The sequence below is a fragment of the Psychrobacter sp. CoH-33_TS_01 genome, from assembly GCF_058189395.1.
Genome location: NZ_JBVGQI010000011.1, coordinates 85,295 through 112,276, shown reverse-complemented (window position 1 = coordinate 112,276; position 26,982 = coordinate 85,295). Strand labels below are relative to the sequence as shown.

Genomic DNA, 26,982 nt, shown 5'->3' with positions numbered 1-26,982 from the left:
ATTGTATGAGCCATTCAGCTGGACAACCAGGTCAAGTCATTCTACCGGACAACCTTCCTGAGACTCTGCCAGAATTTGTGAAAAAAACTAACGTTGCCGATAGCCGTCTTGGTGCCAAAGCGCTATTTTCTACTGATGACTTCTTTGCGCCAAAAGATCGCCTATTAAAGCCTGAACTGCCCGTCTTCATCGTTGCTGAATTCGACGACAATGGTAAATGGATGGACGGTTGGGAAACGCGTCGTAAGCGTCATCTAGGCTATGACTATACTGTCATTCAATTGGCACGCCCTACCAAAATTAAAGGTATCGATATTGATACCAGTCACTTTACGGGCAACTACCCGCCCTCTGCTAGCATCGATGCCCTATATGCGCCAGAGCTGATGCAAAAGAGTGATGCTGAACTGGGTAGCGTGAGCCAGGAAGAGTGGGATAAGCAAGCTTGGCAGCCATTAGTAGGCATGACGCCACTACAAGGTAACTCACACGAATTTGTGGAAACTGATGGCGAGCAAACCGTGACTCACGTGCGCCTAAACATCTATCCAGATGGTGGTGTCGCTCGTTTACGCGTCTATGGTGATATCCAATTAGACAGCAGCAATGCTGGTGATGAGACTATCGACTTAGTCGGTGCCCTAAACGGTGGCCGTGCTATCGCTTCAAACGACGCGCATTTCGGTGGCGTAGAAAACTTATTGCTACCAACCAAAGCGCCAAATATGGGTGAAGGTTGGGAGACTCGTCGTCGCCGTGAGCCTGGTAACGACTGGTGTATTATTGCACTAGGTCAGCCTGGTATCGTTGAGTCTATCGAAATTGATACAGCTTACTTTAAAGGTAACTTCCCAGACCAAGTGTCTATCCAAGCTGTCTATGCACCAGAGACGCCTGAAGCGACGCTAATCACGCAAAGTATGTTCTGGGATACTATGCTAGAGCCACAAGCGGTCACAGCGCATAACGTGCATACTTTTGACAATCTAGTGAGCGACAAACCAATTACCCACATTCGCGTCAATATCTTCCCAGATGGTGGTATTAGCCGTGTGCGTGTCTATGGTAAAGTAGCTAAATAAGCTTTAGTTTAACGACTTTAGCGAATCGCTATATCAATACAGCTAGATAAAGAGCGACTCCACCAGTCGCTCTTTCCAGATTTATACCGTACCTTTTTTAGCCTTCTAAAATAGATAGCTATAGACCCCTTATGTAATGACTGAGGGAGATTGAAGGTAAGGTTCCTATTAAGGATAAACAATGAGTATTATTCTAAAGCCGCAGCCATTAACCAAAGAGAATTTTGCTCCTTTTGGTACGGTGATTGAGCCCTATGATGAGGCCCAACAGACCGATAAAAATTGCTACGTGATTAATAATGGCTATGCTACGCGCCATCATGCTATTGCCACGGCTGCCCTTGACGGTGGTGAAGTCGGTATGAGCATCTTTATGGCCAAGCCGCGTACCTTCCCTATCTCTTTATGCATTATGGAATACCATCCGCTAGGCGCACAGGCCTTCTTTTCGATGGCCGGTGAAGACTACATCATCGTGGTCGCGCCCAAAGGTGAAGCGCCTAAATCTGCCGATGATTTAACCGTGTTTTATGCCAAGTCTACCCAAGGTATTCAGTATGACGCCGGCGTTTGGCATCACCCTTTAATGGCGCTGAATTCTGAAAGCCCGTTTTTAGTAGTTGACCGTGTCAATGGCGAAGGCAATAACTGTATCGAGCTAGATATCACCGATTGGCAAGTATTGATCGAACTGGATTCGTAATAGCCTTGACCCTGTTAGCCTAAATCATCTACCCTATAGACCTTATTGTTATTTGATTTTATGACTTAAAAGACCGCGGTTTTATTCCTTGTGAATGAAGCCGCGTTTTAACGTTTGCTAGAGCCTATTGCCTTAAATGAGATATGACCGATGACGCAACCCACTGCTACCAATGCTGCAATGACCGCTAACCCGAAAAGCTGGATCGGTACTGTACAGATTATTACCGCGGCCGTCTGTTGGGGCACCCTGGGTATCTTCTCGACTTTTTTATACGAGTCTGGCTTTAATGGGCTGCAGATTGCCATCTTACGTATTGTGACCGCGGCTGTATTAATACTGGTCATGTTGCCTAAGTTATGGCCGCAACTGGTTAAGCTCCCCGCTGGGCAATGGCTAGGCCTCGGTCTGCAGTCTTTGATTGGCGTGCTCGGCATGACGGTGTGCTATGTCTTTGCGGTGATTTACGTGGGCGCTGGCACTGCGGTGGCATTACTCTATACTGCACCTGTATTTAGCCTCGTATTTTCTCATTTTTTACTCAAAGAACATATTACTAAGCAGTCTGCCCTACTGGCTTTATTGGCCGTCATTGGGGTGGGACTCACGACAGCAGGCTCTAGCAACTCCGCTAATTTTGGTATTGTATTAGGTCTGCTCTCTGGGGTTTGTTATTCGCTCTATGGGGTATTGGGCAAGCGCGCCATGCACTATTCTCATGCGGCGCCACTGGTCTTTTTTACTTCTATCATCTCTAGTGCCGTGGTACTACTATTCGTGCCAGCAACTTATGAAACTTATGCCAAACTAATTCAGCTGCCGACCATTACTTGGTGGTATGCGTTGGGATTATCCTTAGTCGGGACGGTCGCGCCCTTCTTACTTTATATGAAAGCTTTAGAAAAGCTGCCGGCCACTCGCGCATCAGTCTTTACTATTTTTGAACCTTTAACCGCCCTATTCTTAGCTATGCTATTGCTGCAGCAAGCTTTAGCCCCTATCCAGTATCTTGGCGTTGTGTTAATCCTCCTAGCCGCTCTACTCAATGCCTTATTAAATTCAACGACCACTCGCGTACCCAGATGGCTGTCGCGACGTCGCCGTGCCTAATGGGTCATCTCTATTATTAAGCAAAGTACTTAGCCTCTGCTTACATTATTAAGCATCGCTAACCTTACAGATTTCCTACTGGAATTTATGGACGCTAGAGTGTTTATTTTCTAATTAATAACATTCATTTAAAATGAATCTTATGATATTATTTGCCTGTAATATTGTTTCTCTTGCCCTGCTTGGAGAATAGTGCGGCACTGGTTGGGCGTTACTCTTCATGAAGCGTCCACTAGCGCCCTATTGCATCGCTACCTAAAGCGCTCTTTTTTTCATCCTGATACACCGTATTGGTGTTCATTAAAAATAAAAGGCAGCATTAGGTTTTTAAACATTCATTTTAAATGTATCTTTTAGATACTCCCCTTTCTAGCTATAGGAGCAGAATATGGGTGACTATAAAAAACATTGGTTCGGCCTAGCCGCCGTCCTTATTATCACCTTTATATTTTTGGGGTGGGGCGGGGTCGAAATATATCGTACCGCTCCCCCAATCCCCGACCAGTATGTGGACAGCAGTGGTCAGGTTATCCTAACCAAAGACGATATTTTAGATGGCCAATCTGCTTGGCAAACTACCGGTGGCCAGCAGCTCGGCTCAGTACTCGGTCATGGCGCTTATCAAGCCCCGGATTGGACGGCCGATTGGCTGCATCGTGAGCTGGTCGCTTGGCTTAATATCAGCGCGCAAAACACGTATGGTGCAGACTTCGACTCTCTAGACGTGGGTCAGCAAGCCTCGCTACAAGCGCAGCTCAAAGATGAGTATCGCAAAAGTGCGGTGGATGAAAATGGCACCGTAGTGCTGTCAGATACCCGTATCGCAGCGATGAATGAGATCGCCCCCTACTACATCAATTTATATGGCAATGATCCCTCATTACAGAAATCGCGTGAAAGCTTTGCGATGAAAAATAATACTTTGCCTGATATCACCGCCAGAGAAAAGTTAACGAATTTCTTTTTCTGGACCACCTGGATGGCCTCTGCTGAACGCCCAGGTACTACGGCTACTTATACCAATAACTGGCCGCACGAACCCTTAATCGATAACGTCCCCACTACTGAAAATATCATTTGGTCTATCGCTAGCGTGGTGTTCTTAATCGCGGGAGTGGGCTTTTTAGTTTGGGGTTGGGCTTTCCTACGCCGTGAAGAGGATATTAAAACCATCACTCCCGATGCTGATCCACTAACGAGAATAGCCTTAACCCCTTCACAAAAAGCGCTCGCCAAGTATGGCTTCTTAGTGATGTCACTATTTGTAGTGCAGGTCTTTTTAGGGGGCTTTGTCGCTCACTACACGGTTGAAGGCCAAAACTTCTATGGCATCCCTGTCGCAGATTACTTCCCTTATGCGCTGGTGCGGACTTGGCATATTCAAGCGGCATTGTTTTGGATTGCCACAGCCTTTTTGATGGCAGGGCTATTCTTAACCCCTATTATCAATGGTGGCAAAGATCCTAAGTATCAAAAGCTTGGCGTCGACATTCTTTGGGTCGCCTTAATTATCGTGGTCATCGGCTCTTTCGCCGGTCAATACTTTGCGCTAGCCCACATCATGCCTGCAGAATTTAACTTCTGGTTTGGTCATCAAGGCTATGAATTCGTAGACTTAGGCCGTTTTTGGCAGATTCTAAAATGGGTCGGTATCTTATTCTGGTTGGTGTTAATGGCCCGCGGTTGGGTCAATGGCTTTAAAGCGCATGGCGATAAAAACCTACTAGCCATCTTTGTTGCTTCAGTGATTTGTGTGGGTTTATTCTACGGTACTGGTCTGTTTTATGGCGAGCGTACCCACCTCACTATTATGGAATACTGGCGCTGGTGGGTCGTACACTTATGGGTAGAAGGCTTCTTTGAAGTATTCGCAACCGTTTCTTTAGCCTTCATCTTCTTTAACTTAGGCTTGGTCAGTAAACGTATTGCAACGGCGTCTTCTATCGCCTCAGCGGCGCTCTTCCTACTCGGCGGCGTTCCTGGTACTTTTCACCACTTATATTTCTCAGGCACCACCACGCCAATTATGGCTATCGGGGCGTCATTCAGCGCCTTAGAAGTTGTACCACTTGTGGTCTTAGGCTACGAAGGCTACGAGCACTGGGCAATGCAGCGTCAAGCTACCTGGATGGAAAAACTCAAGTGGCCCATCATGTGTTTTGTCGCTGTAGCTTTTTGGAACATGCTCGGCGCCGGGGTGTTTGGCTTTATGATTAACCCTCCGGTTTCACTATTTTATTTGCAAGGGCTCAACACTACGGCGGTTCACGCTCATGCTGCCCTGTTTGGGGTATATGGCTTCCTAGCGATTGGCTTCGTCATGCTGGTGCTGCGCTATATCCGTCCCGATTACGTGTTTAATGACAAGCTTATGAAAACTGGTTTTTGGGCATTAAACTTAGGGTTGGTATTAATGATTGCCACCAGTTTACTGCCTATCGGTATTTATCAGGCCCACGCCTCAATTACCGAAGGGCTATGGTTAGCGCGTAGCGAAGACTTTATGCAGCAGGACTTTTTGCAAACGCTACGTTGGGTCCGTACCATTGGTGACGTCGTGCTTATCATTGGGGCTATCTGTATGGCACTACAGATGTTGAAATTGGTATTTGCTAAACCGTCTCATGCCAATTATCAACCTAGCAAAAAATAGGCTAGCCCCTCTTTAGGACAACAAACGTCTTTAGAAAAACAAAGGACTTTAGCGCAATGAAAGCTCTGCTCCGGCAGGGCTTTTTTATTTAGGCTTGGTTTATTGTTGAGCGCTTCATCCTCTTTTTCTAACCCTACTTTAATAAAATCCTTGTAGATTTGGTACTAGTGTACTAGAATACTGAAACAAATTACTCCAACTCATTTTTTTTAGCCACACTCGCATTTACTAAGCCTCCTCTATGACTACTGATACTTACCAAAGCTTAATTACGCATCTGGCGCAATGTAACGACGTTACTGCAATAGAAGCCTTATTAACCGCCTTATTAACGGATAAAGAGCAACAGGATATTGCCAATCGTATTCGCATCTTTGACCTGTTAGAAAAGGGCGTCACGCAACGTGAGATTGCCGAGCAACTTGGTGTGGGTATTGCCACCGTCTCTCGAGGGGCGAAAGCTAGACAACAACACGATGTTAGCGCCTTGTTAGCCACCCATCGTCGCGGCCGTTAATACCGCCCGACATTGACCAACCGCCTTATTCTCTGACGCTTACATTGATAAATTTTAATAAAATTTTGGACCCTGTTATGACTGCTATTTCTCAGCAAACGCCCCTCACTACTAAACCGAATCCTATTGCTATTCCGAGTAAACCACAGCGCATCAAGCTGACGCAAGATATCGATTTTTTTGCCCTATTTAAACGTATCGAAGCCGCCTTTGATACTTGTTACATGCTCGAATCATTAGGCGAAGAAAGCCATATCTCCCGCCACCATGCGATTGGTTTTGCACCAGTTATGACCATTACCGCGATCAATCGTAATACCTTAGCGATTACGCAAAATAATGCCGATGGGACAGCCGGTGAGACAAAGCAATACGGTACGGACAACCCTTATCAATTGCTGCGTGATATTACTCCACAGCACGTCATTGCGCGCAATCAAACTGGTGGCCTTGTTGGCTATCTAGGCTATGACAGTGTCAATTTCTTTGAGCCAAGCTTAGAGGCCAAAGCTAGCGAAGACTTCGAACCGTTTAAATTTGGCGTGTATTTAGATGGGTTAACCTTAGATAAAATGACCGGCGAAATCTTCTATTTCTACTACCCTACCGAGACTCAAGGTAACCGTGTTGAGGAAATTAAAGCTCTGCTCAATGCGCCAATCCCGACTTACGAAGCGCCGTATGTAGAATTTTTGGGTGATGGCATGAGTCGTGAAGACCATGAAGCGGCAGTTATGCAGGTAAAAGAAGACATTATCGCTGGGCGTATCTTTCAGTGTGAAGTCGGCTTTAAGTCACGCTATTGCATCAAAGGCGACCACATGCCAATTTATGAGAAACTGCGCGAGGTCAACCCTTCCCCGCATATGTACTTTATGAAGTTTGGTCAGCAGCGCATTATCGGCGCGTCTCCTGAGCTATTATTCCGCCTTCGCCAAGGCGAAATGGAGACTTATCCATTAGCGGGTACCGCCAGACGTGGAGTGGATGAGACTGAGGACCGCAAACTAGCGCGTGCCCTACTTAATGATGCTAAGGAAATTGCTGAGCATAATATGCTGGTCGACTTACATCGTAATGATATCGGCCGCGTCGCGCGTTTTGGTACGGTCAAAGTGCGTAGCCTGATGGACATTAAGCGTTATTCTCACGTGCAGCATATCTCCTCGGAAATCGTTGGTATCCTGCATCCTGACCACGATATGTTTAGTGCGCTTGCCAGTAACTTTCCCGCCGGCACGCTCTCCGGCGCGCCTAAAATCGAAGCAATTAAGATTATCAATGAATTAGAGCCGGATGGTCGCGGCGCTTATGGTGGGGCGCTAGGCTCATTTAACTTTAATGGCGACTGTATCTTTGCTATCCCGATTCGTACCCTATTTATCAATGGTGAATCCGCTTATGCACAAACTTGTGGCGGCAATGTCTATGACTCTAATCCTGCCGATGAGTACTTAGAGATTCAACGCAAACTGTCGGCTATGAAAGTGGTACTGGATAGCTTTATGACGGACTGAATGACGGACGCTTAGACTTACTTATGCTCTTAGGCAAGTGCTTTAGCCTATCAATAACCTATATTTTAATAACAAATAAGCCAATATTTAGAAGGCAAGACCATGAAAGTATTAATTATCGACAACTATGACTCATTTACCTTTAATCTCTACCAATATGTAGGCGAGATTTTACAGACAATAAGTGGCTCTGAGAGTGCCGATGTGATCGTCAAACGCAATGACGAAATTAGCTTGGCTGATGTGCAGGCCATGAATCTAGACCGCATTATCATCTCTCCCGGCCCCGGTTCCCCTGATGATCCCGCTTATTTTGGCGTCTGTGCGGAAGTGATTGAGACTATGGGCAAGACCGTTCCCTTACTAGGCGTCTGTCTAGGGATGCAAGGAATTGCGCATGTGTTTGGCGGCAAAGTTATCCGTGCTGGTGTGCCCATGCATGGCAAGACTTCGCCGATTCGTCATGATAATCAAGGGGTCTATCATGGCTTGCCGCAAGATGTCGACATTATGCGCTACCACTCATTGATGGTTCAGGCGGACGATTTACCCGATTGCCTAACGGTGACAGCTGCAGTGACCAGTGAAGATCAAGCTGAGCTTGGTTTGAACGAATTGATGGCTAAGGGCGAGGAAATTATGGGACTGCGCCATAAAGACTACCCTATCCAAGGGGTGCAATTTCACCCTGAGTCTTTTGCTACTGAAGGGGCTAAGCGTTTACTGAGTAACTTTCTATTGCAAGCCTAGCCCTTAGCTAGCTCATACTCTAAGAGTTCTATTTATGATTAAAACGCTTAAAATCATGCGAAATTTTAGGCATATATCTAAAGAACAAAAAATCTGGCTAATCCTTTTTTGGCTATTCACCCTACCTATAATCAGTTTGCCACTATTAGAGTGGCAAGGCTCTGATATTCCTTCGAAGTCTGATTTACAATATAGCGTAGGTATGTTGGACTACTCTAAGACTCGAGAGGGCGATGTCACGCTAGCGTTAAGGACTCTTGATAGGTTGAGTGAAATCACTTACTACGGTTGCAGCCACTCAACAGGTGCAGAGTCTAGCTGCATAAGAATGGAGAAAATTGAGCCTTATATCGGCAAGACCGCCAAAATTGGCTGGTATTCGTTACAGGATGGTTGGGTCTATAAAAACAATGCTAGGCAGGCCTTATCTTTAGAAGTCGAGGACCAACAGCTTCTGACTTATGAGGAAGAAAAGCATCAAGCCACTAAACAAAATAAGGTAGGAGTAATATTCTTTATTGTGTCTCTATTGTTCTTTACTTTTATGTTTGAAAAACTGATTTATCCTCCTGACTGATACTTTTTAATTGAATAAGCAGCCCTATCACTAATTAAGGTAAGCACAGCCTTTCTCATGGCCGTTATCACAGGCTTTAGCGTACCACTCTAAAGCCTTAGCCTTATCTTCGCGCACCCCTTTGCCGTGTTCATACATTACGCCAAGATTATATTGCGCTTGTACATAGTCTTGTTCGGCAGCTTTTCGATACCACTTAATAGCTTTATTCATGTCTTTGGCTACCCCTGTGCCATGCTCAAACATAAAGCCCAAGTCATTTTGCGCATCCGCCAATCCCTGCTCGGCAGCCTTGGTATACCATAGCACCGCCATAGCATCATTTTCGGCGATACCCTCACCGTTGTCATACATTAATGCCAGATTATATTGCGCTTCGGGTTGGCCTTGTTTGGCAGCTTTTAAATACCAAGCCATCGCTTTGCTGTAACTTTGGCGCACGCCAGTACCTGAATAATAGAGCCATCCTAAGCGAAATTGGCTGATAGCGTTGCCTTGAACAGCGGCTCGCTGATACCATTCGGCCGCTTGCACTGCATCTTGCTGAACTCCCAAAATGCCATGCTCATAAAGGTGACCCAGTTTATTTTGTGCAGCAGAGCTACCTTTGGCAGCGGCTTTTCGATACCACTCAACCGCTTTATCTAAATCTTGCTCAATCTCATTACCTTGATCATACATCACATCCAGTTCATATTGCGCCGCTGCATTCCCTTGCCTTGCCAATTGTTTGGTAGTCGCTATATCCGTCGCTAATGCTGATACTGAGCCACCGAGCAATAAGGATAAAGTAAGGACTTTAAGAAGAGGGAGTCGCAATATTTGAAATATCATCTTGTTTTCCATAACAATAGCAGGTCTTTCTTAACAGCTTTCTCGCTTAGTTTAGAATACTTTAGACCATTCCACTAGCCTAGTCAGTGTAAGAATATAAACGATGACTGCTGAATAAGTTGAATCTCAGGCAATTAATTAAAGATTAGTAAAATACCTTAGCGACGCAGCATACCCTTGTCTTCAATAAATTCAATGACATCGTCAAGACCATCACCCGATTTCATATTACTAAAGACAAACGGCTTATCGCCACGCATCATCTTGGCATCGCGATCCATCACCTCAAGCGATGCGCCTACCAGTGGCGCCAGGTCGGTCTTATTAATAATGAGCAAATCAGATTTAGTGATACCAGGGCCACCTTTACGTGGGATTTTATCCCCTGCTGAGACGTCAATGACGTACAAGGTTAAATCAGACAGCTCAGGGCTAAAAGTCGCTGCTAAGTTATCACCGCCGGACTCAATAATTATCAGTTCTAATCCTGAAAATTTGGCGTTCAGTTCATCGATAGCGGTCAGGTTAATTGAGGCATCTTCACGAATGGCGGTATGTGGGCAACCGCCCGTCTCCACCCCAACGATACGTTCAGCTGGCATAGCGTCGTTACGCGTTAAGAACTCTGAATCCTCACGGGTATAGATATCATTGGTGACGACTGCCATGTTATAAGTATCTCGCAAACGCTGACACAGCTTGAGCGTCAAGGCAGTCTTACCCGAGCCGACAGGACCACCGATACCCAATCGTAATGGGGATAATGCAGGTGTTGCGGAATGATCGGCAGTATTGGGTTTAGCTGTAAATTGGCTCATTGAGTTTCCTTTTTTAAATTATTGGTACTAAATCAAACTAAACTTTATTGGTTTTAATAGCGTTTACAAGACTCTCTTCTTACGAAGTAGTGCTTCGCACCTACTTTAAAAGAGCGTTCCCTCCCTTTTATAAAGGGAGGGTTAGGGAGGGATTTTATCTCCAAAACTATCATTTAATAGCGTTTGCATCGTCAGAATAGTTCCAACAACTGTTATCGAAACTAGCCATTACGACCGAAACAATCGGCTATATTGCTGCTCGTGCCTGCAAGACAGTATCGCGAGATTGGGTAGATTGCCCGCGCTAGTTAACCTAGCTATCAATATTGAGATTTCTAGCTTTTGAACTGGGTTTTCTAGTTCATTCTGTGACATAGTTTGGGATTCGTTCAGCCATGACCCCACTGTTTGCTTCACTTCAGCAATAAGCGCAGGTAGCTCACGCTGAAGCTTAGCTTGCAGTTGCCACAGGATACGCTGACCTGCCATTTGTCCAAGCGGAACGGTTTTGACAGCGGCGAGTACCATGTTTTCCAACTGACCAAAGCCGTAGGCCATGGCAATAGCATCATGGCTCATTTTATTGTGCTGACAGATATGCGCGAACAACGGCAAGAACCCTTGCTGACGGATGGACTCCGGCACGGTCAAATCTAATACCGCCTCGACCCAAGCACCCAGTGCGTGCGCCAATTGGCTAGCCTCCAACACAAATTCATGGCTCTCGCGGCTTGCCATATAATACGCGGCAACCTCGTTGGCAAGCTCAGTCTCAGCCCGCGCTAATAGCTCAGCTAACGCTACAATCAATGGCACCTCAAACCCCATTAATGCTAATGCTTGATAGTCCTGCATCCACGCCAGCATTGAGACCTCGTCAAAAATTAGTCCTGCTTCAATAGCCGCTTCTACCCCTTGCGAATAGGTATAGCTGCCAATGGGCAAATTACTTGAGGCAAACATGAGTAGCGCACCAAGCTGATTGCTATTGTTCTCAATGCTTGAAAGTTCAACTGCTTGTGAACTGCTAGAAGGTTGGCTCATTAAATAGGGTCTTTTTATTTGGGTTGTGGTAAATAATCTATAAATAATTTAGATTAAGTCTGTATCTTGTAGGGTGCGTTCCACGCACCATTTAATATCGCTCGCTATGTATCGGTGCGTATAACGCACCCTACGGTTACTTAATGGCTATGTGAATGGTCGTCATGGCTGTGCGAATGACTGTGACTATTTGAATGACTGTGACTGTGGCCGCCATGCGACTGACCGCCTTGCGCATGAGCCGATTGATAAGCTCCGGTCTCCGGCTCAAATGGTGCATCAACGTCTTCTACCGTAACACCCAAACGAACTAACATATCGCTTAGGACATGGTCCGGCTCAAAGAAGAGCGCCGACGGCGTAATCATTAATGGCACATGACGGTTGCCCAAATGGTAGGCGGCTTTCATTAGTAGGAACCCATCGCCTGAGGTCGTTACTTGGGTCAAGGTTTGGTCAGCAGCGAAGACTTGCACAAGGTTGCTATTGGCGTCCGCAAGCACGCAGCCGCTCTTTAAGGTTTCGGTACGGGGTAAGTCCACGCCGACGGTAGTGCCTGATTGGGTATCGGCTTTAAAACGGGAGCGCTGACGGGTGTCAAAGTCGAGGCTGAGGTAGTTGCCTGCTTCCTTTTGAACTTTAAGTTGCTGGCGCTGCTGATCGTTTAATTGCTCGGCGTCTAGGCGCTGGGTAAAGACTGGCATGATGGCATCTTGGGTCATTGGGATATTCCGTTGTTTGCTGTACTGCTATTGGTATGGTGATGTTAAGTTAATTTATCCGTGGGTTTCACTTCGTTGCACCCACGCTACGGTTCTCGAATTATCACCTCAAACACTTCATTTAAAAACGTAATTCAAAAAAATAATCAAAGCTTAACTTACATAGTGTCGTTTAGCCGTGATGGCAGCGCTATCCTGACGGGCTGGGCGGTGCTGCTGACTTAGGTCAGGCGAGGTGTCGAGGCAACAGCAAATCGACTGACCTATAGGAAGCACAACGCCCAGACTGGCAGATATAAGCGGACAGCGCGATTGGCTCCCCTCTATCTATATCCATATCTAAAAATATTTCATGCGTTTGCTTGTACTTGGCGTTTCACTAATATTAGAACGCTTATAGATAACATACTGTTTTAGAATGCGTTCTATCGCGAAAGACGAGTGCAAGTACTACAATCCGTAGACTAAGCGAGTCTGACAATGATAGAGCGCATTGTAAATGGTATTAAAATAAAAAGTAGCGCTGCGCCATCGGCAACACACTCGCAGGCTCACAAGTCAGCAACTGACCATCGGCGCGAACCTCATAAGTCTCAGGATTGATGTCCATGTCAGGGCAATAGCTATTTAGGCGCATGTCACTTTTACGGATTTGACGAATGCTATGCACGGGTTTGACGATTTTATTTAGACCTAGCTCATTTGCTATCCCATTCTCATGGGCAACCTTCGAGACAAAGGTGATGCAGGTCTCATGCACGGGCTTGGCAAAGCTACCAAACATGGGGCGATAGTGCACGGGCTGCGGCGTGGGGATGGAGGCGTTGATGTCGCCCATCGGTGCAGCAGCAATGAGGCCGCCTTTGATAATGCAGTCGGGTTTGACACCGAAAAACGCCGGTGACCACAATACCAAATCAGCCCATTTGCCCACCTCGACCGAGCCGACTAGGTCGCTGATGCCATGAGTGAGTGCAGGGTTGATGGTGTATTTGGCGATATAGCGCTTGATGCGGAAGTTGTCGTTGTCCGTCTCGTAGTCCGCGTCTGAAAACTGAATATGTCCTGCATTAGCTTCGCTATCTGCGGCGGCGTCTGGGGCAAGTTGACCGCGTTGAGCTTTCATTTTGTCGGCAGTCTGCCATGTTCGAATGATCACTTCACCGACGCGACCCATAGCTTGCGAGTCGCTGCTCATCATCGAGATAGCACCAAGGTCATGCAGGATGTCTTCGGCGGCGATGGTCTCTTGGCGGATGCGGCTTTCGGCAAAGGCGACATCTTCGGCTATAGCAGGGCTTAGGTGATGACAGACCATCAGCATGTCGAGATGTTCGTCGATGGTGTTGATGGTAAAGGGGCGAGTTGGGTTAGTCGATGAGGGTAAGACGTGCGGCACACCGATGGCCTTGAGGATATCAGGGGCATGACCACCGCCCGCGCCTTCGGTATGAAAGGTGTGAATGCAGCGCTCTTTGAAAGCGCCAAGCGTACTCTCAAGGTAGCCACTCTCGTTTAAGGTGTCGGTATGGATAGCGACTTGCACATCGTACTCGTCAGCGACAGTCAGGCAATTATCAATCGCTTGCGGTGTGGTGCCCCAGTCTTCGTGCAATTTCAGACCCACTGCGCCCGCTTTGATTTGCGCGGCAACAGGGTCTGGTAGGCTAACGTTGCCTTTGCCAAGTAGACCAATATTCATCGGTACATCGTCTAAGGCTTTGAGCATCATTTGGATGTGGTACGCGCCCGGCGTACAAGTGGTAGCGAGCGTACCTTGGGCAGGTCCCGTACCGCCACCAAACATGGTGGTGACCCCAGACATGAGCGCCGTCTCACACTGCTGCGGCGCAATAAAGTGAATGTGGCTGTCGATACCGCCTGCTGTCAGGATTTTGCCCTCGCCTGCGATAATTTCAGTGCCTGCACCAATATGAATGCTGACGTCCGGCTGAATGTCCGCGTTGCCCGCTTTGCCGATGGCGCTAATGCGGCCGTCTTTGATAGCGACGTCAGCTTTAATGATACCGGTGTAATCGACAATGAGTGCGTTGGTAATCACTGTATCGGCAACTTTGGCATCTGGCTCTTGACCTTGACCCATGCCGTCACGGATAACCTTACCACCACCAAATTTAACCTCTTCACCATAAGTAGTAAGGTCTTTTTCGACCTTAAGCCAAAGGTTGGTATCCGCTAAGCGAACCTTATCACCTGTCGTTGGTCCAAAATGCTCAGCGTAGATGCGGCGAGATATTTTTTTAGTTGAGGGCTGAGTTGCTTGCTGGATATTGTCGCTAGCGGCCTTGTCCTCCGCGCTACCTAACGCGCCCATGATATCACCACGGAAGCCATAAACTTCGCGCTTGCCCGCCAATGCGACTAGCTCAATATCACGCGATTGACCCGGTTCAAAACGAATGGCCGTGCCCGAGATGATATTTAAGCGGTAACCTGTGGCCAATTCACGGTCGAATTCTAGCGCTGCATTGACCTCAGCAAAGTGATAATGTGAGCCAATCTGAATGGGACGATCGCCAGTATTGATGACGGTAAGCCCAATCGTCGGTCGGCCTGCGTTAATAACAATGTCGCCGTCTGCAATATCGTAGCCACCGATGGCTGCTGGTGATTCAAAGTGCGGCTCGGGTTGATTGCTACTGGCTAATGGTTGCTTAGAGCTATTAAAATCAGGGCTATTAGTATTAGGATCTTGGCTCAAGGTGGCGTCCTTTTTATGAGTACTTATAATTAGTTTTAACTTTAAACAATAGGATCGTGAACCGTCACCAGTTTTGTTCCATCTGGAAAAGTCGCCTCCACCTGAACATCATGAATCATCTCAGCAATACCATCCATGACGTCAGCGCGGCTCAGATAAGTATTACCCTCACTCATCAGCTCGGCCACGGTCTTGCCATCACGCGCGCCTTCAAGCAGCATCATGCTGATATAAGCAATCGCTTCAGGATAGTTCAACTTTACCCCGCGATTTTTACGGCGCTCTGCGACCATGCCTGCGGTAAAGAGGAGCAGTTTGTCTTTTTCAGTAGGGGTCAGCTGCATGGTTTGTCCTTTAAATTTTATTCTTGAATAAGTTCTAATGAATGAAGTCGAAAAATATCGCTTTAAGCGATTAAGTGTCCCAGATTCGCGGTCTATGCTCAGTAAGCTGCCACCACTGTTGGCGCAGCACGTGCCGAAGTGTAGAGAATGCTGAAAAACACGCCTGAACATCATCGCCGAGGTAACGAATACAAATCGCCTGCTCGGTTTGAGTGCAGACTACGGGCAACTTTTGATTAGCAATCTGCTCCCGTAAAATGACAATAGTTTGAGTCAATTTGGTTTTGCGGTCAGAAGCCAAGGTATCTCTCGCCGGAACCGCCCAAAAGGTCCCAACCACATGCTGACCTGCCATGGCCAACGGTGAAGTAAACCAACGCGAACCCGCCGCATGATCGCTATTTTCAAAGATAATGAGTTTACCGTTACGACGAATGGTTAGTTCGTTACGGTACTGGCCTGCTGCAAAGGTCTCATGGTAGGACTGCCGACCAAAGACCACGATATCCCAAGTGAGCAAACTGCTGCTATTCGCTAAATCAAACTGCGCCCGTGCCTGCATATTGGCATGGTTAAAGACAATGCTTTCTTGTGGCAACCATTCTAGACAAGCGCCCTCTTCCACGGCTGCTCTAATATCCTGACTGGCAAAATTAGCATCTGTTGCACAATACTGGTTTTTCACTTCATTATCATAGTCCTGCGAATGGCTCTTATCCTGCTCCTTGCCATACCACTTCCCTGCTCCCGGCGTCGTCAATACTGCATGGCTACCATTGGCCAATTCGATATCAATCTTAAGCTTGTCCCCGGCAGCAATACCCGCGGGGGGATAGAGAATAATCGTATGGCAAATGCCCGATTGGTTGGGTGCCATTTGAGAGTCAGCCTCAGGATACAGCGCCCGCTGAACTTGTAGTGCGCCGCAGTGCCGACGTTTGACCAGTCGGGTTTTGTAGTGCCAGTCAGCGAAGCCCAAGTTTAGGCTAGAGTGCCAACCAGATAGCACACTCAATGGTTGGGTAAAAGCAGTAGCTAAGTCTGATGCCATAAAGGCTATTTACCCTCGCTAATTCATTTATAACTATTCAATACTGACGATTAAAATGCAGTATTTACCTGCATTCTTGAAAACCTGCCAAATTTTTTTAGCTGTCTATATACTTAAAGTTGCTACAAATTTTATGCCACTAAAATGAGCATTTATGACGCCAAAATAGAGCTTAGGCGCTAGGATATGCACCGATATAAGTCACTTAGCACCAATATAATGAGTTAAGCGCCACTATGAAGCATGAGGGTTCTTGTAAGGTCTACTGTAGAAATGACCACTGCTAGCATCGCCCGCTAGATTATTAATATTTTCTTAATTACTTATGCTATAGTTTCTTTAAAACTAAAATAAAACCATACGAAAACTTTGGATAAGAGCAGCATTTAACAGAGTTTTTCCTATTACTCGTAGCAAATTTGCTCTATCATTCCCCGCTTTTACGTTTTATACCCTGGATATGTTATGCCCACTTTGGTGTCCAACCTCAGTCGTTTTGCCCGCCCATTTAACCCATTTATTGTAGCCATAGCTTTGCTTACAGCGGCTGCTAGCAGTAGCGCCGTTGCTCCAATAAAATCTAATTTAATTATGGGAATGGACATTCAAGGTCAGCGATTGAATCTGTACTATGGCTGTGAAGAAGGCTATGTCAGTTGTGATGATATGGCGCTAGTGGCCACTGATTTGGCAGGTTGGGGATTTACAGCAGATAAGGATAAACAATCACCAGTAACGCCTTTTACCGTCAAGATTTATCCAGCGAAAACCAAGCACAGTTTATGTAAAGATGGCGTGACGCCTTGTGGCTTCCAAGGGTATGTTTTTAGTGATGATCGAATCAGCGGCTTTATTGATTTAGGGGATAATACCGTTTCTCTCAGTGATGCCAAGCTCAAAAGAATGAGCGAACTCAACTTTCAAGAGTATACTGACTACCTGCCTTTAACAGGCAATGCGGGATTAATTGATCGTAAATACACTGAATCCGATAAGCTATTAAATGATACCTATAACGCTATTAAGAGTGAAGTGGCGCAGTGGCATGGGTATGACACGGTCGCTGAGCTGAAGACGGATCAAACCCAATGGCTTATCAGACGCACAAAAAATTGCGGCGCAGACAGCCATCATCGACCGCGCACGCAAGCAGAAAAGGTATGTTTTATTGGACAGAATGAGGCGCGAATGAACGAGTACTTTCTTTGGATTGATTAGACAGTACTTTTGCTTGCTTAGATCATATTTTTACTTAATTAGACAATAGCTTAGATTGACTATAGCGACAGGCTATTAAGTCGTAATACGTTGTAAAAACGCCTGCGTACGAGGATGAGTCGATAGCTCAAATAATTGTTCAGGAGTACCCGATTCGACGACATAGCCGCCTTCCATGAGTACTACTTTATCAGCGACTTCCCGAGCAAAATTAATCTCATGCGTGACTACAACCATCGTCCAACCTTCTGACGCTAGCTGTTTCATAGTCTCAAGGACATCTTGCACTAACTCGGGATCTAATGCGGAAGTAGGCTCATCAAATAGCAGTAAATCCGGCTGAATAGCTAGGGCACGCGCAATACCGACCCGCTGTTGCTGACCGCCAGACAGTTGAAAAGGATAGAGATCTGCTTTATCCGACAAACCGACCTTCTCTAGCAGCGCTAGCGCCTCAGTACGCACGGCGTCTTTACTCTTACCCTGAGCGATAACCGGGCCTAACATGAGGTTTTCTAAAGCGGTCTTATGCGGAAATAAATTATAAGATTGAAACACCATGCCCGATTTATGCTGCAAAGCGGCCAGCTCTCGCTTACTGGGCTTAGCGCCAAAATCGACTCGCAAGCTGCCATCATCAAAGCTAATGACGCCCTGCTCCGGGGTCTCTAAGGTATTGAGACAACGCAAAAAGGTGGTTTTCCCCGAGCCAGAAGGCCCCAGAATCACCACCACGCTGCCCTTCGCAATGTTCAAATCAATGCCTTTTAACACTTCATTATCGCCAAAGGCTTTATGGATATTACTGACTTGAATCATAGCTTTCCTTGGTTTACTTGAGTCTGATTGGCTAAAACTGTAGGTAAAACGAACGGTCGATAAAGTGAGAGGTGTATCTAGTAGCTGCAAGGTTCGCAGCAAAGTGGTCCTTTATTTAGCGACATAGCGGTCTAAACGCTGCTCTAAACGACCTTGCAAACTGCTCAATAACAGACAAATGGTCCAATAAATCAGAGCCGCCTCGGTATAAACCAACATAAACTCATAGTTGCGAGCGGTAATGATTTGCGCCTGCTTAAACAGCTCTGTGACCAAAATCAGAGACGCTAACGATGTGTCTTTCACCAGACTAATAAAAGTATTAGATAAGGGCGGTACAGAAACTCGTAAAGCCTGCGGCAAGATGATATGACGGAAGGTTTTGAGATAACTTAAACCAACCGTAGCGCCCGCCTCCCATTGCCCTTTCGGAATCGAAAGAATAGAGGCTCGAACCGTTTCTGACGCATACGCCCCAATGTTCAGCGAGAACGCAATCACCGCAGAAGGTAATGGCTCTAACTTTATCCCAATGCTGGGCAACCCATAAAAGATAATGAACAGTTGCACCAACATGGGGGTGCCACGAATCGCTGAAACATAAATTCGCGCTAAGCGATAGGCAATTTTATGCCAAAGGGCGGCGCGCGGCACAATGCGAATAAGCGCGACGACTAACGCAATACCCATCCCAATAGCGAAGGATATCAACGCTAAGGGGATAGAATAGAGCAAGGCGCCTTTGAGCATAGGCCAAAAGGAGGTTATGACGATATGCGCGCGGTCTTCCGTCATAAACGGCAGCATTGCTAAAAATTGCGTTAACCAACTCATTACGGTGGCGACTCCTGAAGCCAAGATCATGGTTGGCTAATATCTTCACCAAAGAATTCTTCACTCAAACGCGTCAAAGTACCGTCTGCTTTTAGGGCTTGCATGGCTTCGTTTAGCTTGGCTACTACAGCATCATCACCTTTACGAAGCACTAAGCCTGAACCCGTTTTTTCTTCAGCAGGAGCGGTTAATTTAATCTCAAGATCGCTGTCGGGGAATTTTTTGAGATAGTCGAGTACCGCCAAGTTATCGTTCATCGTAAAGTCAGCACGGCCCTGCTTAACCAATTCTATCGCTTGCGCCATACCATCTACTGGTACGACTTCCGCTTGATATTTTTCAGCCAATTCACCGTAGTTACTGCTCAAAGATTGCGCAGACTTTAGGCCTTTTACCGATTCCCAAGCATTAAAACGGCTGTCTGATTTCTTGGCCAATACCACCGCTCCTGACCAACTATAAGCATCCGCTTTATCATACTTAGCCTTACGCTCAGGAGTGGTCAAGCTCACCTGATTGGCCACCATATCAAAGCGTTTTGAGTCAAGTCCTGCTAGCATGGCATCCCACTGAGTTTCTTTAAACTCAACTTTCACGCCTAATTTATCGGCTATAGCGCGAGTGACTTCAACATCATAGCCGGTTAAATCGCCTTTTTCATTATGGTAAGTAAACGGCGGATACGTCCCTTCCGTACCTACGTTAATAGTACCGCCACTGCTGATACGGTTCATTAAATCTGAGCCTGTCTCTGCCGTAGCATTGGCATCCGTATTCTCATTAGTGGGCGTTTTGTTGCAGGCGGCAAGTAGCAAAACGCTAGTAGCGACGACGGCAACTTTAGATAAGCTAGATAGGCTGCGATGGGTCATAAGAATTCCTTTCATAAGGGGTATTATTTACAATTGATAAGCTTAATTTCAAGACTTTACTTAGGTTAAATAATTTAAGTATTTTTAGCCAGATAAAATTAAATAAGTGGTACTGACCTATTGAAATAACACTTGGGTCTGCAATAAGATAAATCAAAGAATACGGTTAAATACGTAATGTTGAAGGCAGGTAATATCCTATAAATATAGGGTCGACTACGGCTGCACAAAGTAGCGACTGGCAAAATAATAGAGCTATCCGCTTCAATACAAGCTAGAGATGCGCTATGTTTAATAATCTTACTCAGCAGAATTCTGACCTAGGATATGGGTAATCACTAAATATTACTAAGGCGCTAGAAACAAATATAAACTCGTAAATAAATCATAGTACAAATCAGAAGGTAAACCCGACTATAAAACCAAGTTATTTTAAGCTATTTAATGTCTCGCACCAATAAAAATTGGGGCGTCAGTGTACCGTGTCAGCGCTGTCATTCTAAATATCAATTACGACTATACTAATTACTTATAAGGATAAAAACAGTACAAACTTAGTGACTGCCTGTCGAAAACTTGTCGCTACATAAAAGCATAAACCCCTAGCTAGGCTAAGGGTTCAAGGTGATGACTATTTAATAAAGGAGAGCTACATTAGCCTAGAACCGCACTGCTTAGCACGTCATCTAACATAGCATGTTCAATCGTTACGCTATCTGCGCGGCTAATGTTAATGACGACATTATCACCTTTTTGCGAGCTATGCGCCGCTAAGTCGTTGGCATCTCTAAATAAACCTGCCTCAAAGCTAATAATATCTTTATAACCCACATCATTATTGAAATCTAGAATGACATCGTGACCTGATTTGCTGCCAAAGACGAAGGTATCATTGCCCATACCGCCAAACAGTTGGTCGTTACCTTGACCACCATCTAATCTGTCGTGACCCTCACCACCGAATAGACGGTCGTTACCCGCCCAACCTTGCAAGCTGTCATCACCGCTGCCACCATGCAAAACGTCCCCTTTTGAGGTGCCGTTAATGGTGTCATTACCACCGCGACCGAAGACAATATTGCCCGATAGGGTATCGTTAGCATCGCTGCCTTCCGTGGCTTTACCAAAGCTCACGTCGCGGTTAAAGAACCAGTTAAGGCCGGGCTGATTATCAATTAAACCGTTTTCAGTGATAGTGTAATTATTCGTATGGCTGATTAACTCACTCTGGAAGCTTACCGACTCGACGTTATCGGCCTCCACGAGGTTATTGCCTGTTTTATCGACGAAGAATAAGGTGCCGTCATCCATGTGATAGGCATTCCAATCGGTGCTACGACCTTCTAAACGCAGTTGGTCTTGACCGGCTCCGCCATCAACATGGTCCACTCCTTTACCGGCACGAATGGTGTCATTGCCTGCACCCGCATCGATATAATCCGAGTTGCTACCGCCTTGAATTAAGTCATTAAATTGGGTACCGATGATAAAAGCTGAGTCGCCAAAATGGTCTGAGGTATGGGTGGCTTTATCCTTGACCCAAGTCGTGTTGCGACTAATAGCCGACAACTCACTAACGATAACCACGCTGTCCTTATCGGTGTATTCGTAAAAGGTGGAGTCTTTGATACGGGTAATCGCGTCGGTGGTCACACCATTGATATGGGCGTTCCAACCTACCGGGATGTTTAATAAGGAAAAAAGGCTTAAATCCCAAACTGGCGAAGCATAGATATCATTAAATAAGACGACGTTATCTGTTGAGCTATCAAACTCACGGTCAGGGTTGACTAAACCGGGCTTACCTTGGCCTAGAGCTTCTAGGAAGGTAGTAGCATCACCAGCGACCCGGTGCACCACATCATTCTCATAACCGAAGTTTAAGACGACATCAGAATTGTCATAAATTTTAGGGACTTCAAAGGCCATGTAATCGGAATCAGTAAAGAAGCCGTCGGACAATATTGCTCGGTCTTCCGCCATCACGTTGGTCAAGCCAGCACCTAAGCTATAGCCGCTAACCAAGACGTCGCTGCCTTTTAAGTCATTAGCGATAGTAAAGTCTTTGACGATATCTAGGATAGGCTCTAGCAGCTCCACCCCTTCACGAGTATTGAGATTCAGATAGTCAATGATATCGGCGATCCCATTAGTACCGCTGAAGTTGAGGTTGACCTTAGTGACATTGCCTTCGTCATCATACTGGGCAAAGATTTTGGCTTGTGGGCCTTCAACAGCCTTGCCCGTATAAAAGCTTTCGATTTGGAAATAGCCAGATCTATCTACTAGGTCTTCGCTAACGCCTAAGTCACTAGGCTTAAGCTCGCGCCAGCCGTCTGGGATACCTACATTGGGGGAGCTCGGCAACAAATCACCGCTGATATCCCCTACAAAATTAAGGAGCGTATCACCCGGTAAACCGTAAAAATTGGAAGCATTGGTATAAGCAGAGAGGCGATGCGCTTCGTCAACTAATTGAGCAGCTGCATCGGTAGAATAGTTTTTATAATCAAACATGGCCATAGAATACGCATCCTTACGTTGTCGACAATTAATCTCCTAAGTGGCCTTATTTAACACTACTGTAATAATAACTTCAATTAGCAAACTTGGTTTTTTGAGTCAGAAAACACTTGTATATCCAATTGATAAACACAAGTAAATTATTATAATTTTTCTTTTCCTAATTTATTAGGGGCTAAAATCCTATTTTTTATCATGATAAGTAGTTCTAATCTCATGCCATATCTAAGAGTATAAAAATACTATATTTAATAAGATTTTACTCAGAAAACCTTCAGTACATAGGATCTACTATAGAAACTCTTCTTACATTTAGGGCCCTAATTATGTAAATTCTTATATATAACCACCATGATAATCTAGAGCATATTTTGCAAAGATATCATCTCTATTTATGTGATTGATATTATTAAAAATAAGTCTTAATAATTAACTTTTGTTTATAATTAAGATGTAAAATAAAGCGTTTCTTAATATTTCATACCCTATACTCATTATATAATCTTGACCTAATTCCTATTCTATGTATTAAACCTTAATAATAATCTGTGTTTATCATAGCAATAGCCGTCGATAATAAGCCGTCATATGTCGGGATATTTAGTCTAAAGTATTAATTTATAGCGATATTTTTTATTACTACTTCTTAAATTATTCTAAACATTACAGTCTATTTCTAAGGGTATAACGCTTATTAACCGTTATTTTGAAAGCAAAAAACCCCAGTTATGAACTGAGGTCTAATGAATTTCAACTGTTGGTTGTGCCTATTACTTTTGGATAACAGTGATTGCTATTAACTAAAAGGTTGGCTATTAACTAAGGGTGTGGCTATTAATTAAGATTTTGGCTACTAACTAAAAAGCAGACTAGCCTAAAACCGCATTGTTCAGCACATCAATCACTAGGGCATTTTCAATAACCACACTATCCCAACGTCCCATAGTCACCACGACGTCATGCCCTTTTTGCGTGGTACTAGCCGCTAAGTCACTATTGTCTACAAACAAATTGCCGTGAAAACTAATGATATCTTGGTAACCCACATCATTATTGAAATCGACAATGACATCATGTCCAGCTCGCTCGCCAATGCTAAAGGTATCGTTACCAAGGCCGCCAATTAACTGGTCATTGCCCCGACCGCCAGCTAAGAAGTCGTTGCCTTCAGCCCCGAATAACCGATCGTTACCCGCCAAACCTTGTAAGCGATCCTCACCGCTACCGCCATGTAATACATCTTGTTGGGTGGTACCACAAAGGATGTCATTGCCTGCTCGACCAAAGACCACTTGCCCCATTAGCGCTTCATTACCGGCGCTACCTTCCACATGCTCAGCAAAGTCCTTATCCCCATTATTTAACCAGTTCATAACAGGTCGTTGGTCGACTAACCCTATATCCGTAATCAAATAATTATGCTGATGACTCAGTAACTCGTCTTGGAAACTCACCGATTCTATATTATCCGCTTCCACCAGATTGTTGCCGTCCTTATCAATGAAGAATAGCGTATCATCTTGCATCTGATAGACCTGCCAATCCTTACCACGGCCTGCCACGCAAATCTCATCGCGACCCTCATTACCATCCACGTGATCGACGCCTTTACCTACTTTGATGGTGTCGTTGCCATGGCCTGAGTCAATATGGTCAGAGTTATTGCCCCCTGCAATTAAGTCGTTGTATTTTGTACCAATTAAGAATGCGGAGGTGTTGTAATGGTCGGAAGTGTGGGTCGGCTTATCCCTTACCCAAGTCGTATCACGACTAAAGGCAGACAACTCTGATACGATTACCGTGCTGTCTTTTTGCGTATACTCGTAAAAGGTTGAATCAATAATGCGCGGGATAGCCGTGGTCGTAATGGCATTGAAATGGCTGTACCAGCCTACAGGGATATTCAAGATAGAAAACGGACTCACCTCCCAAATAGGAGAAGCATAGACATCATTGAATAAGACCAAATTATCCATACTGCTGGTAAAGTCTCGGTCAGGGTTAATAAGGCCGGGGTCCATATCTATTAATGCCCCCACAAAGCTATCAGCATTACCGGTAATACGATAGACGGCGTCATTTTCAAACCCAAAGTTTAATACTACATCGGCATCGTTATAAATAGTTGGCGGCTCGATACCTATATAGTCCGACTCAATAAAGAAACCGTCAGCTAAGTCATGGCGTTCTTCTGCCATCATATTGGTCAGACCGCCACCTAGACTAAAACCACTGACTAAGACATCACTGCCCTGTAAGCCATTAGCTAGGGTAAAGTCTTTGATGACTTCGAGTAGCGGCTCATAAAGCTCAGCACCCCTGCCCCTATTAAGATCCAAATAATCGACGGTATCGATTAAATTATTGGTACCGCAGAAGTTTAGATTTACTTTACTGACATTGCCTGCCTCGTCATATTGGGCGAAGACTTTGGCTTGCGGCCCTCCTAACGCCAAATCGCCGGTATACAAACTGGGAAACGTATAATACCCCGTAATATCCATGGCATCCGGACTGAGCTTTAAGTCTGCAGGGCCGAGCTCTTGCCAGCCCTCAGGAATACTAACATTGGTCTCATTAGCGAATAAATTCCCCGTAATATCCCCGAGTAAATTCAATAACGTAGCGCCTGGTAGTCCAGAGAAGTTATGCGCATTGGTAAAAGCAGAGAGTCTATGCGCGTCAGCCACCAGTTGCGCTGCCTCTGGCTCTGCATAATTTTTATAAGCAAACATTCCCATTATCATACCTCCTTGTAGTGATAGTTTTTTTCTAGCCGTAGCATCCTTGCTAACTCAATGGCTTAAGGTTTAATGCTTTGTCACTTGTCCTTACCATTTACTATGCGTATTACCTAAACCCTCCTATTATGACCGGTTGATTTAACCAAAATTAATAATAGTCACTCCCTATCAGCTCCATTAAGACACCATCTCGCATCGGCAAACCTATATTGCTAGCATATGAATATAGCTTAATTAATATATTAAATATACTTAAAATTTAATTAATAAAATTTAACTCTACTTATCAAAGGTTTGATATATTAAAAGTGATAGTGTCTGAGGCTTTCAGCTATAAATAAGAGCAAGTCTTGATTTATTATGGGTTTACTACGGCTCTCTCTGCCTTATAAATAAACGTCTAAAAATGGCTAAATCATTGCGTTATGAACACAAAAAAGCCCTGCCAAAATAATTTGGTAGGGCTTAATAGCAATGCAGCTTAGACGCTTAGTTCGGTTGAATAATTATCTTATTACATTCATGACACTCTCTAAACCTTTAAGCTAAAGCCAAGGCATCCGCATGGTGCTCACTGGCGGGCCATTGAGTCGCTAGCTCCAGATAACTGGGCTTATTGCTAGTAGCGGCGAGGTTATATGGGGCAAGCTCGCTATGTAGCGTCACGACTTCACCCATAATAAGCAAAGCAGGAGTGGGGAGTTGCGCCGTTGCTTGTTGAGCAGCAATATCTGCTAGCGTCCCTATCAAAATCTGCTGGGTCGGTAGACTGGCGTGGCTAATAATCGCAAAAGGCGTGTCCGCTGCACGGCCCGCCTCGATGAGACCTTGGGTCATATCTTTGAGACGATTTAAGCCCATATAAAAGACCACAGTTTGGGTGGGATTGAGCAGTTCACTATAGTCATCGTTGGGCGCACCGGCCTTTTTGCAGGCCGTCACGAATTTGACCGCTTGCGCATGGTCACGGTGGGTCAGCGGAATTCCGGTACTGCTAGCAGCCGCACTGGCGGCGGTAATGCCAGGGATAGACTCAAAGTGGATGCCATGACGTACCACTTCTTGCAGCTCCTCCCCACCACGGCCAAAAATAAACGGATCACCACCTTTGAGGCGCACTACGCACTTACCGGCTAGCGCATGCTTCACCAATAGCTCATTGATACCTTCTTGCGGGACCGCATGATTGGCTCGGCGCTTACCGACGAATATCTTCTCTGCGGAGCGTGCGCACATGTCTAAAATATCTTCTGAAACCAAGCTGTCATAAAGCACCACATCTGCACGCTGCATAACTCGCAATGCCTTTAGGGTAAGTAGTTCGGGATCGCCTGAACCAGCACCGACTAGGTGTACCGTACCGATGGGACGTTCAACCCTGTTGGCATCCGTTAGTATGGTGGCAGTAGAATCAGCGAGAATATTTGAGATTGTCATGGCAGTTGGCTCCGTAATAATGAGGCAATCTTGCTAAGCCTAGGTGGGACGCTTAACAGGTTGCTAATGTACTACAAGGTGCAAGCAACAT

The 26,982-nt window shown here is 45.5% G+C and carries 22 protein-coding genes; 9 read left to right on the top strand and 13 right to left on the bottom strand.

All coding sequences use genetic code 11. From position 1 onward, the window contains the following. Nucleotides 1-5 precede the first annotated feature (5 nt). The 8 genes from alc to ACZ2XM_RS14255 all read left to right on the top strand — a co-directional run bounded on the left by alc (nucleotide 6) and on the right by ACZ2XM_RS14255 (nucleotide 8,909). Nucleotides 6-1,082, top strand: coding sequence for an allantoicase (gene alc, locus ACZ2XM_RS14290; RefSeq protein ID WP_490588782.1), 1,077 nt, complete (start codon nucleotides 6-8; stop codon nucleotides 1,080-1,082). 181 nt (nucleotides 1,083-1,263) lie between these two features. After that, nucleotides 1,264-1,785 (top strand): ureidoglycolate lyase, encoded by a 522-nt coding sequence (locus ACZ2XM_RS14285; RefSeq protein WP_490588781.1) that lies wholly within the window; start codon nucleotides 1,264-1,266, stop codon nucleotides 1,783-1,785. Between the two features lie 150 nt (nucleotides 1,786-1,935). Further along, entirely contained in the window at nucleotides 1,936-2,895 is a 960-nt protein-coding gene (locus ACZ2XM_RS14280) for a DMT family transporter (RefSeq protein ID WP_490588780.1), read from the top strand. 388 nt (nucleotides 2,896-3,283) lie between these two features. Then, on the top strand, nucleotides 3,284-5,548 hold the full coding sequence (locus ACZ2XM_RS14275) for a nitric-oxide reductase large subunit (protein ID WP_490588779.1): 2,265 nt from the start codon (nucleotides 3,284-3,286) through the stop codon (nucleotides 5,546-5,548). Nucleotides 5,549-5,789: 241 nt separating this feature from the next. Next, nucleotides 5,790-6,065 (top strand): Trp family transcriptional regulator, encoded by a 276-nt coding sequence (locus ACZ2XM_RS14270; protein WP_490588778.1) that lies wholly within the window; start codon nucleotides 5,790-5,792, stop codon nucleotides 6,063-6,065. A 77-nt stretch (nucleotides 6,066-6,142) separates the two neighbouring features. Next, a complete protein-coding gene (locus ACZ2XM_RS14265) occupies nucleotides 6,143-7,582 on the top strand; it encodes an anthranilate synthase component I family protein (protein WP_490588777.1) in 1,440 nt (479 codons plus the stop codon). 102 nt (nucleotides 7,583-7,684) lie between these two features. Then, nucleotides 7,685-8,332, top strand: coding sequence for an anthranilate synthase component II (locus tag ACZ2XM_RS14260; protein WP_490588776.1), 648 nt, complete (start codon nucleotides 7,685-7,687; stop codon nucleotides 8,330-8,332). 34 nt (nucleotides 8,333-8,366) lie between these two features. Further along, a complete protein-coding gene (locus ACZ2XM_RS14255) occupies nucleotides 8,367-8,909 on the top strand; it encodes a hypothetical protein (RefSeq protein WP_490588775.1) in 543 nt (180 codons plus the stop codon). A 30-nt stretch (nucleotides 8,910-8,939) separates the two neighbouring features. On the opposite strand, the gene ACZ2XM_RS14250 is transcribed toward ACZ2XM_RS14255, so the two are convergent. The 7 genes from ACZ2XM_RS14250 to ACZ2XM_RS14220 all read right to left on the bottom strand — a co-directional run bounded on the left by ACZ2XM_RS14250 (nucleotide 8,940) and on the right by ACZ2XM_RS14220 (nucleotide 16,444). After that, on the bottom strand, nucleotides 8,940-9,743 hold the full coding sequence (locus ACZ2XM_RS14250) for a tetratricopeptide repeat protein (RefSeq protein WP_490588774.1): 804 nt from the start codon (nucleotides 9,741-9,743) through the stop codon (nucleotides 8,940-8,942). Between the two features lie 158 nt (nucleotides 9,744-9,901). Then, nucleotides 9,902-10,561: an urease accessory protein UreG gene (gene ureG, locus ACZ2XM_RS14245; protein ID WP_490588773.1), complete on the bottom strand. Its 660-nt coding sequence runs from the start codon at nucleotides 10,559-10,561 to the stop codon at nucleotides 9,902-9,904. 228 nt (nucleotides 10,562-10,789) lie between these two features. Further along, nucleotides 10,790-11,605: an urease accessory protein UreF gene (locus ACZ2XM_RS14240; protein ID WP_490588772.1), complete on the bottom strand. Its 816-nt coding sequence runs from the start codon at nucleotides 11,603-11,605 to the stop codon at nucleotides 10,790-10,792. Nucleotides 11,606-11,745: 140 nt separating this feature from the next. Beyond that, nucleotides 11,746-12,309 (bottom strand): urease accessory protein UreE, encoded by a 564-nt coding sequence (gene ureE / locus ACZ2XM_RS14235; RefSeq protein ID WP_490588811.1) that lies wholly within the window; start codon nucleotides 12,307-12,309, stop codon nucleotides 11,746-11,748. 523 nt (nucleotides 12,310-12,832) lie between these two features. After that, entirely contained in the window at nucleotides 12,833-14,947 is a 2,115-nt protein-coding gene (gene ureC, locus ACZ2XM_RS14230) for an urease subunit alpha (protein ID WP_490588810.1), read from the bottom strand. Between the two features lie 143 nt (nucleotides 14,948-15,090). After that, nucleotides 15,091-15,393 (bottom strand): urease subunit gamma, encoded by a 303-nt coding sequence (ureA, locus tag ACZ2XM_RS14225; protein WP_490588771.1) that lies wholly within the window; start codon nucleotides 15,391-15,393, stop codon nucleotides 15,091-15,093. A gap of 70 nt (nucleotides 15,394-15,463) precedes the next feature. Continuing rightward, nucleotides 15,464-16,444: an urease accessory protein UreD gene (locus tag ACZ2XM_RS14220; RefSeq protein ID WP_490588770.1), complete on the bottom strand. Its 981-nt coding sequence runs from the start codon at nucleotides 16,442-16,444 to the stop codon at nucleotides 15,464-15,466. A gap of 465 nt (nucleotides 16,445-16,909) precedes the next feature. Here ACZ2XM_RS14220 and ACZ2XM_RS14215 point away from each other — a divergent pair, with 465 nt between their 5' ends. After that, nucleotides 16,910-17,662, top strand: a complete 753-nt coding sequence (locus ACZ2XM_RS14215; RefSeq protein WP_490588769.1) for a lysozyme inhibitor LprI family protein — start codon at nucleotides 16,910-16,912, stop codon at nucleotides 17,660-17,662. A gap of 75 nt (nucleotides 17,663-17,737) precedes the next feature. Here the strand turns inward: ACZ2XM_RS14215 and ACZ2XM_RS14210 are convergent, their stop codons facing one another. From ACZ2XM_RS14210 to cobA, 6 genes are all read right to left on the bottom strand, one after another. Beyond that, nucleotides 17,738-18,481: an amino acid ABC transporter ATP-binding protein gene (locus tag ACZ2XM_RS14210; protein WP_490588768.1), complete on the bottom strand. Its 744-nt coding sequence runs from the start codon at nucleotides 18,479-18,481 to the stop codon at nucleotides 17,738-17,740. A gap of 111 nt (nucleotides 18,482-18,592) precedes the next feature. Next, nucleotides 18,593-19,315: an amino acid ABC transporter permease gene (locus ACZ2XM_RS14205; protein WP_490588767.1), complete on the bottom strand. Its 723-nt coding sequence runs from the start codon at nucleotides 19,313-19,315 to the stop codon at nucleotides 18,593-18,595. Nucleotides 19,316-19,341: 26 nt separating this feature from the next. Next, on the bottom strand, nucleotides 19,342-20,187 hold the full coding sequence (locus tag ACZ2XM_RS14200) for an amino acid ABC transporter substrate-binding protein (RefSeq protein ID WP_490588766.1): 846 nt from the start codon (nucleotides 20,185-20,187) through the stop codon (nucleotides 19,342-19,344). Between the two features lie 654 nt (nucleotides 20,188-20,841). After that, the gene (locus ACZ2XM_RS14195) at nucleotides 20,842-22,710 is read right to left on the bottom strand and encodes a calcium-binding protein (protein ID WP_490588765.1); all 1,869 of its coding nucleotides are present in this window, start codon (nucleotides 22,708-22,710) and stop codon (nucleotides 20,842-20,844) included. An 869-nt stretch (nucleotides 22,711-23,579) separates the two neighbouring features. After that, the gene (locus ACZ2XM_RS14190) at nucleotides 23,580-25,451 is read right to left on the bottom strand and encodes a calcium-binding protein (protein ID WP_490588764.1); all 1,872 of its coding nucleotides are present in this window, start codon (nucleotides 25,449-25,451) and stop codon (nucleotides 23,580-23,582) included. A gap of 543 nt (nucleotides 25,452-25,994) precedes the next feature. Then, nucleotides 25,995-26,891 carry a uroporphyrinogen-III C-methyltransferase gene (gene cobA, locus ACZ2XM_RS14185; RefSeq protein WP_490588763.1) on the bottom strand — a complete coding sequence of 299 codons (897 nt, stop codon included), beginning with the start codon at nucleotides 26,889-26,891 and terminating at the stop codon, nucleotides 25,995-25,997. Between the last annotated feature and the right edge of the window lie 91 nt (nucleotides 26,892-26,982).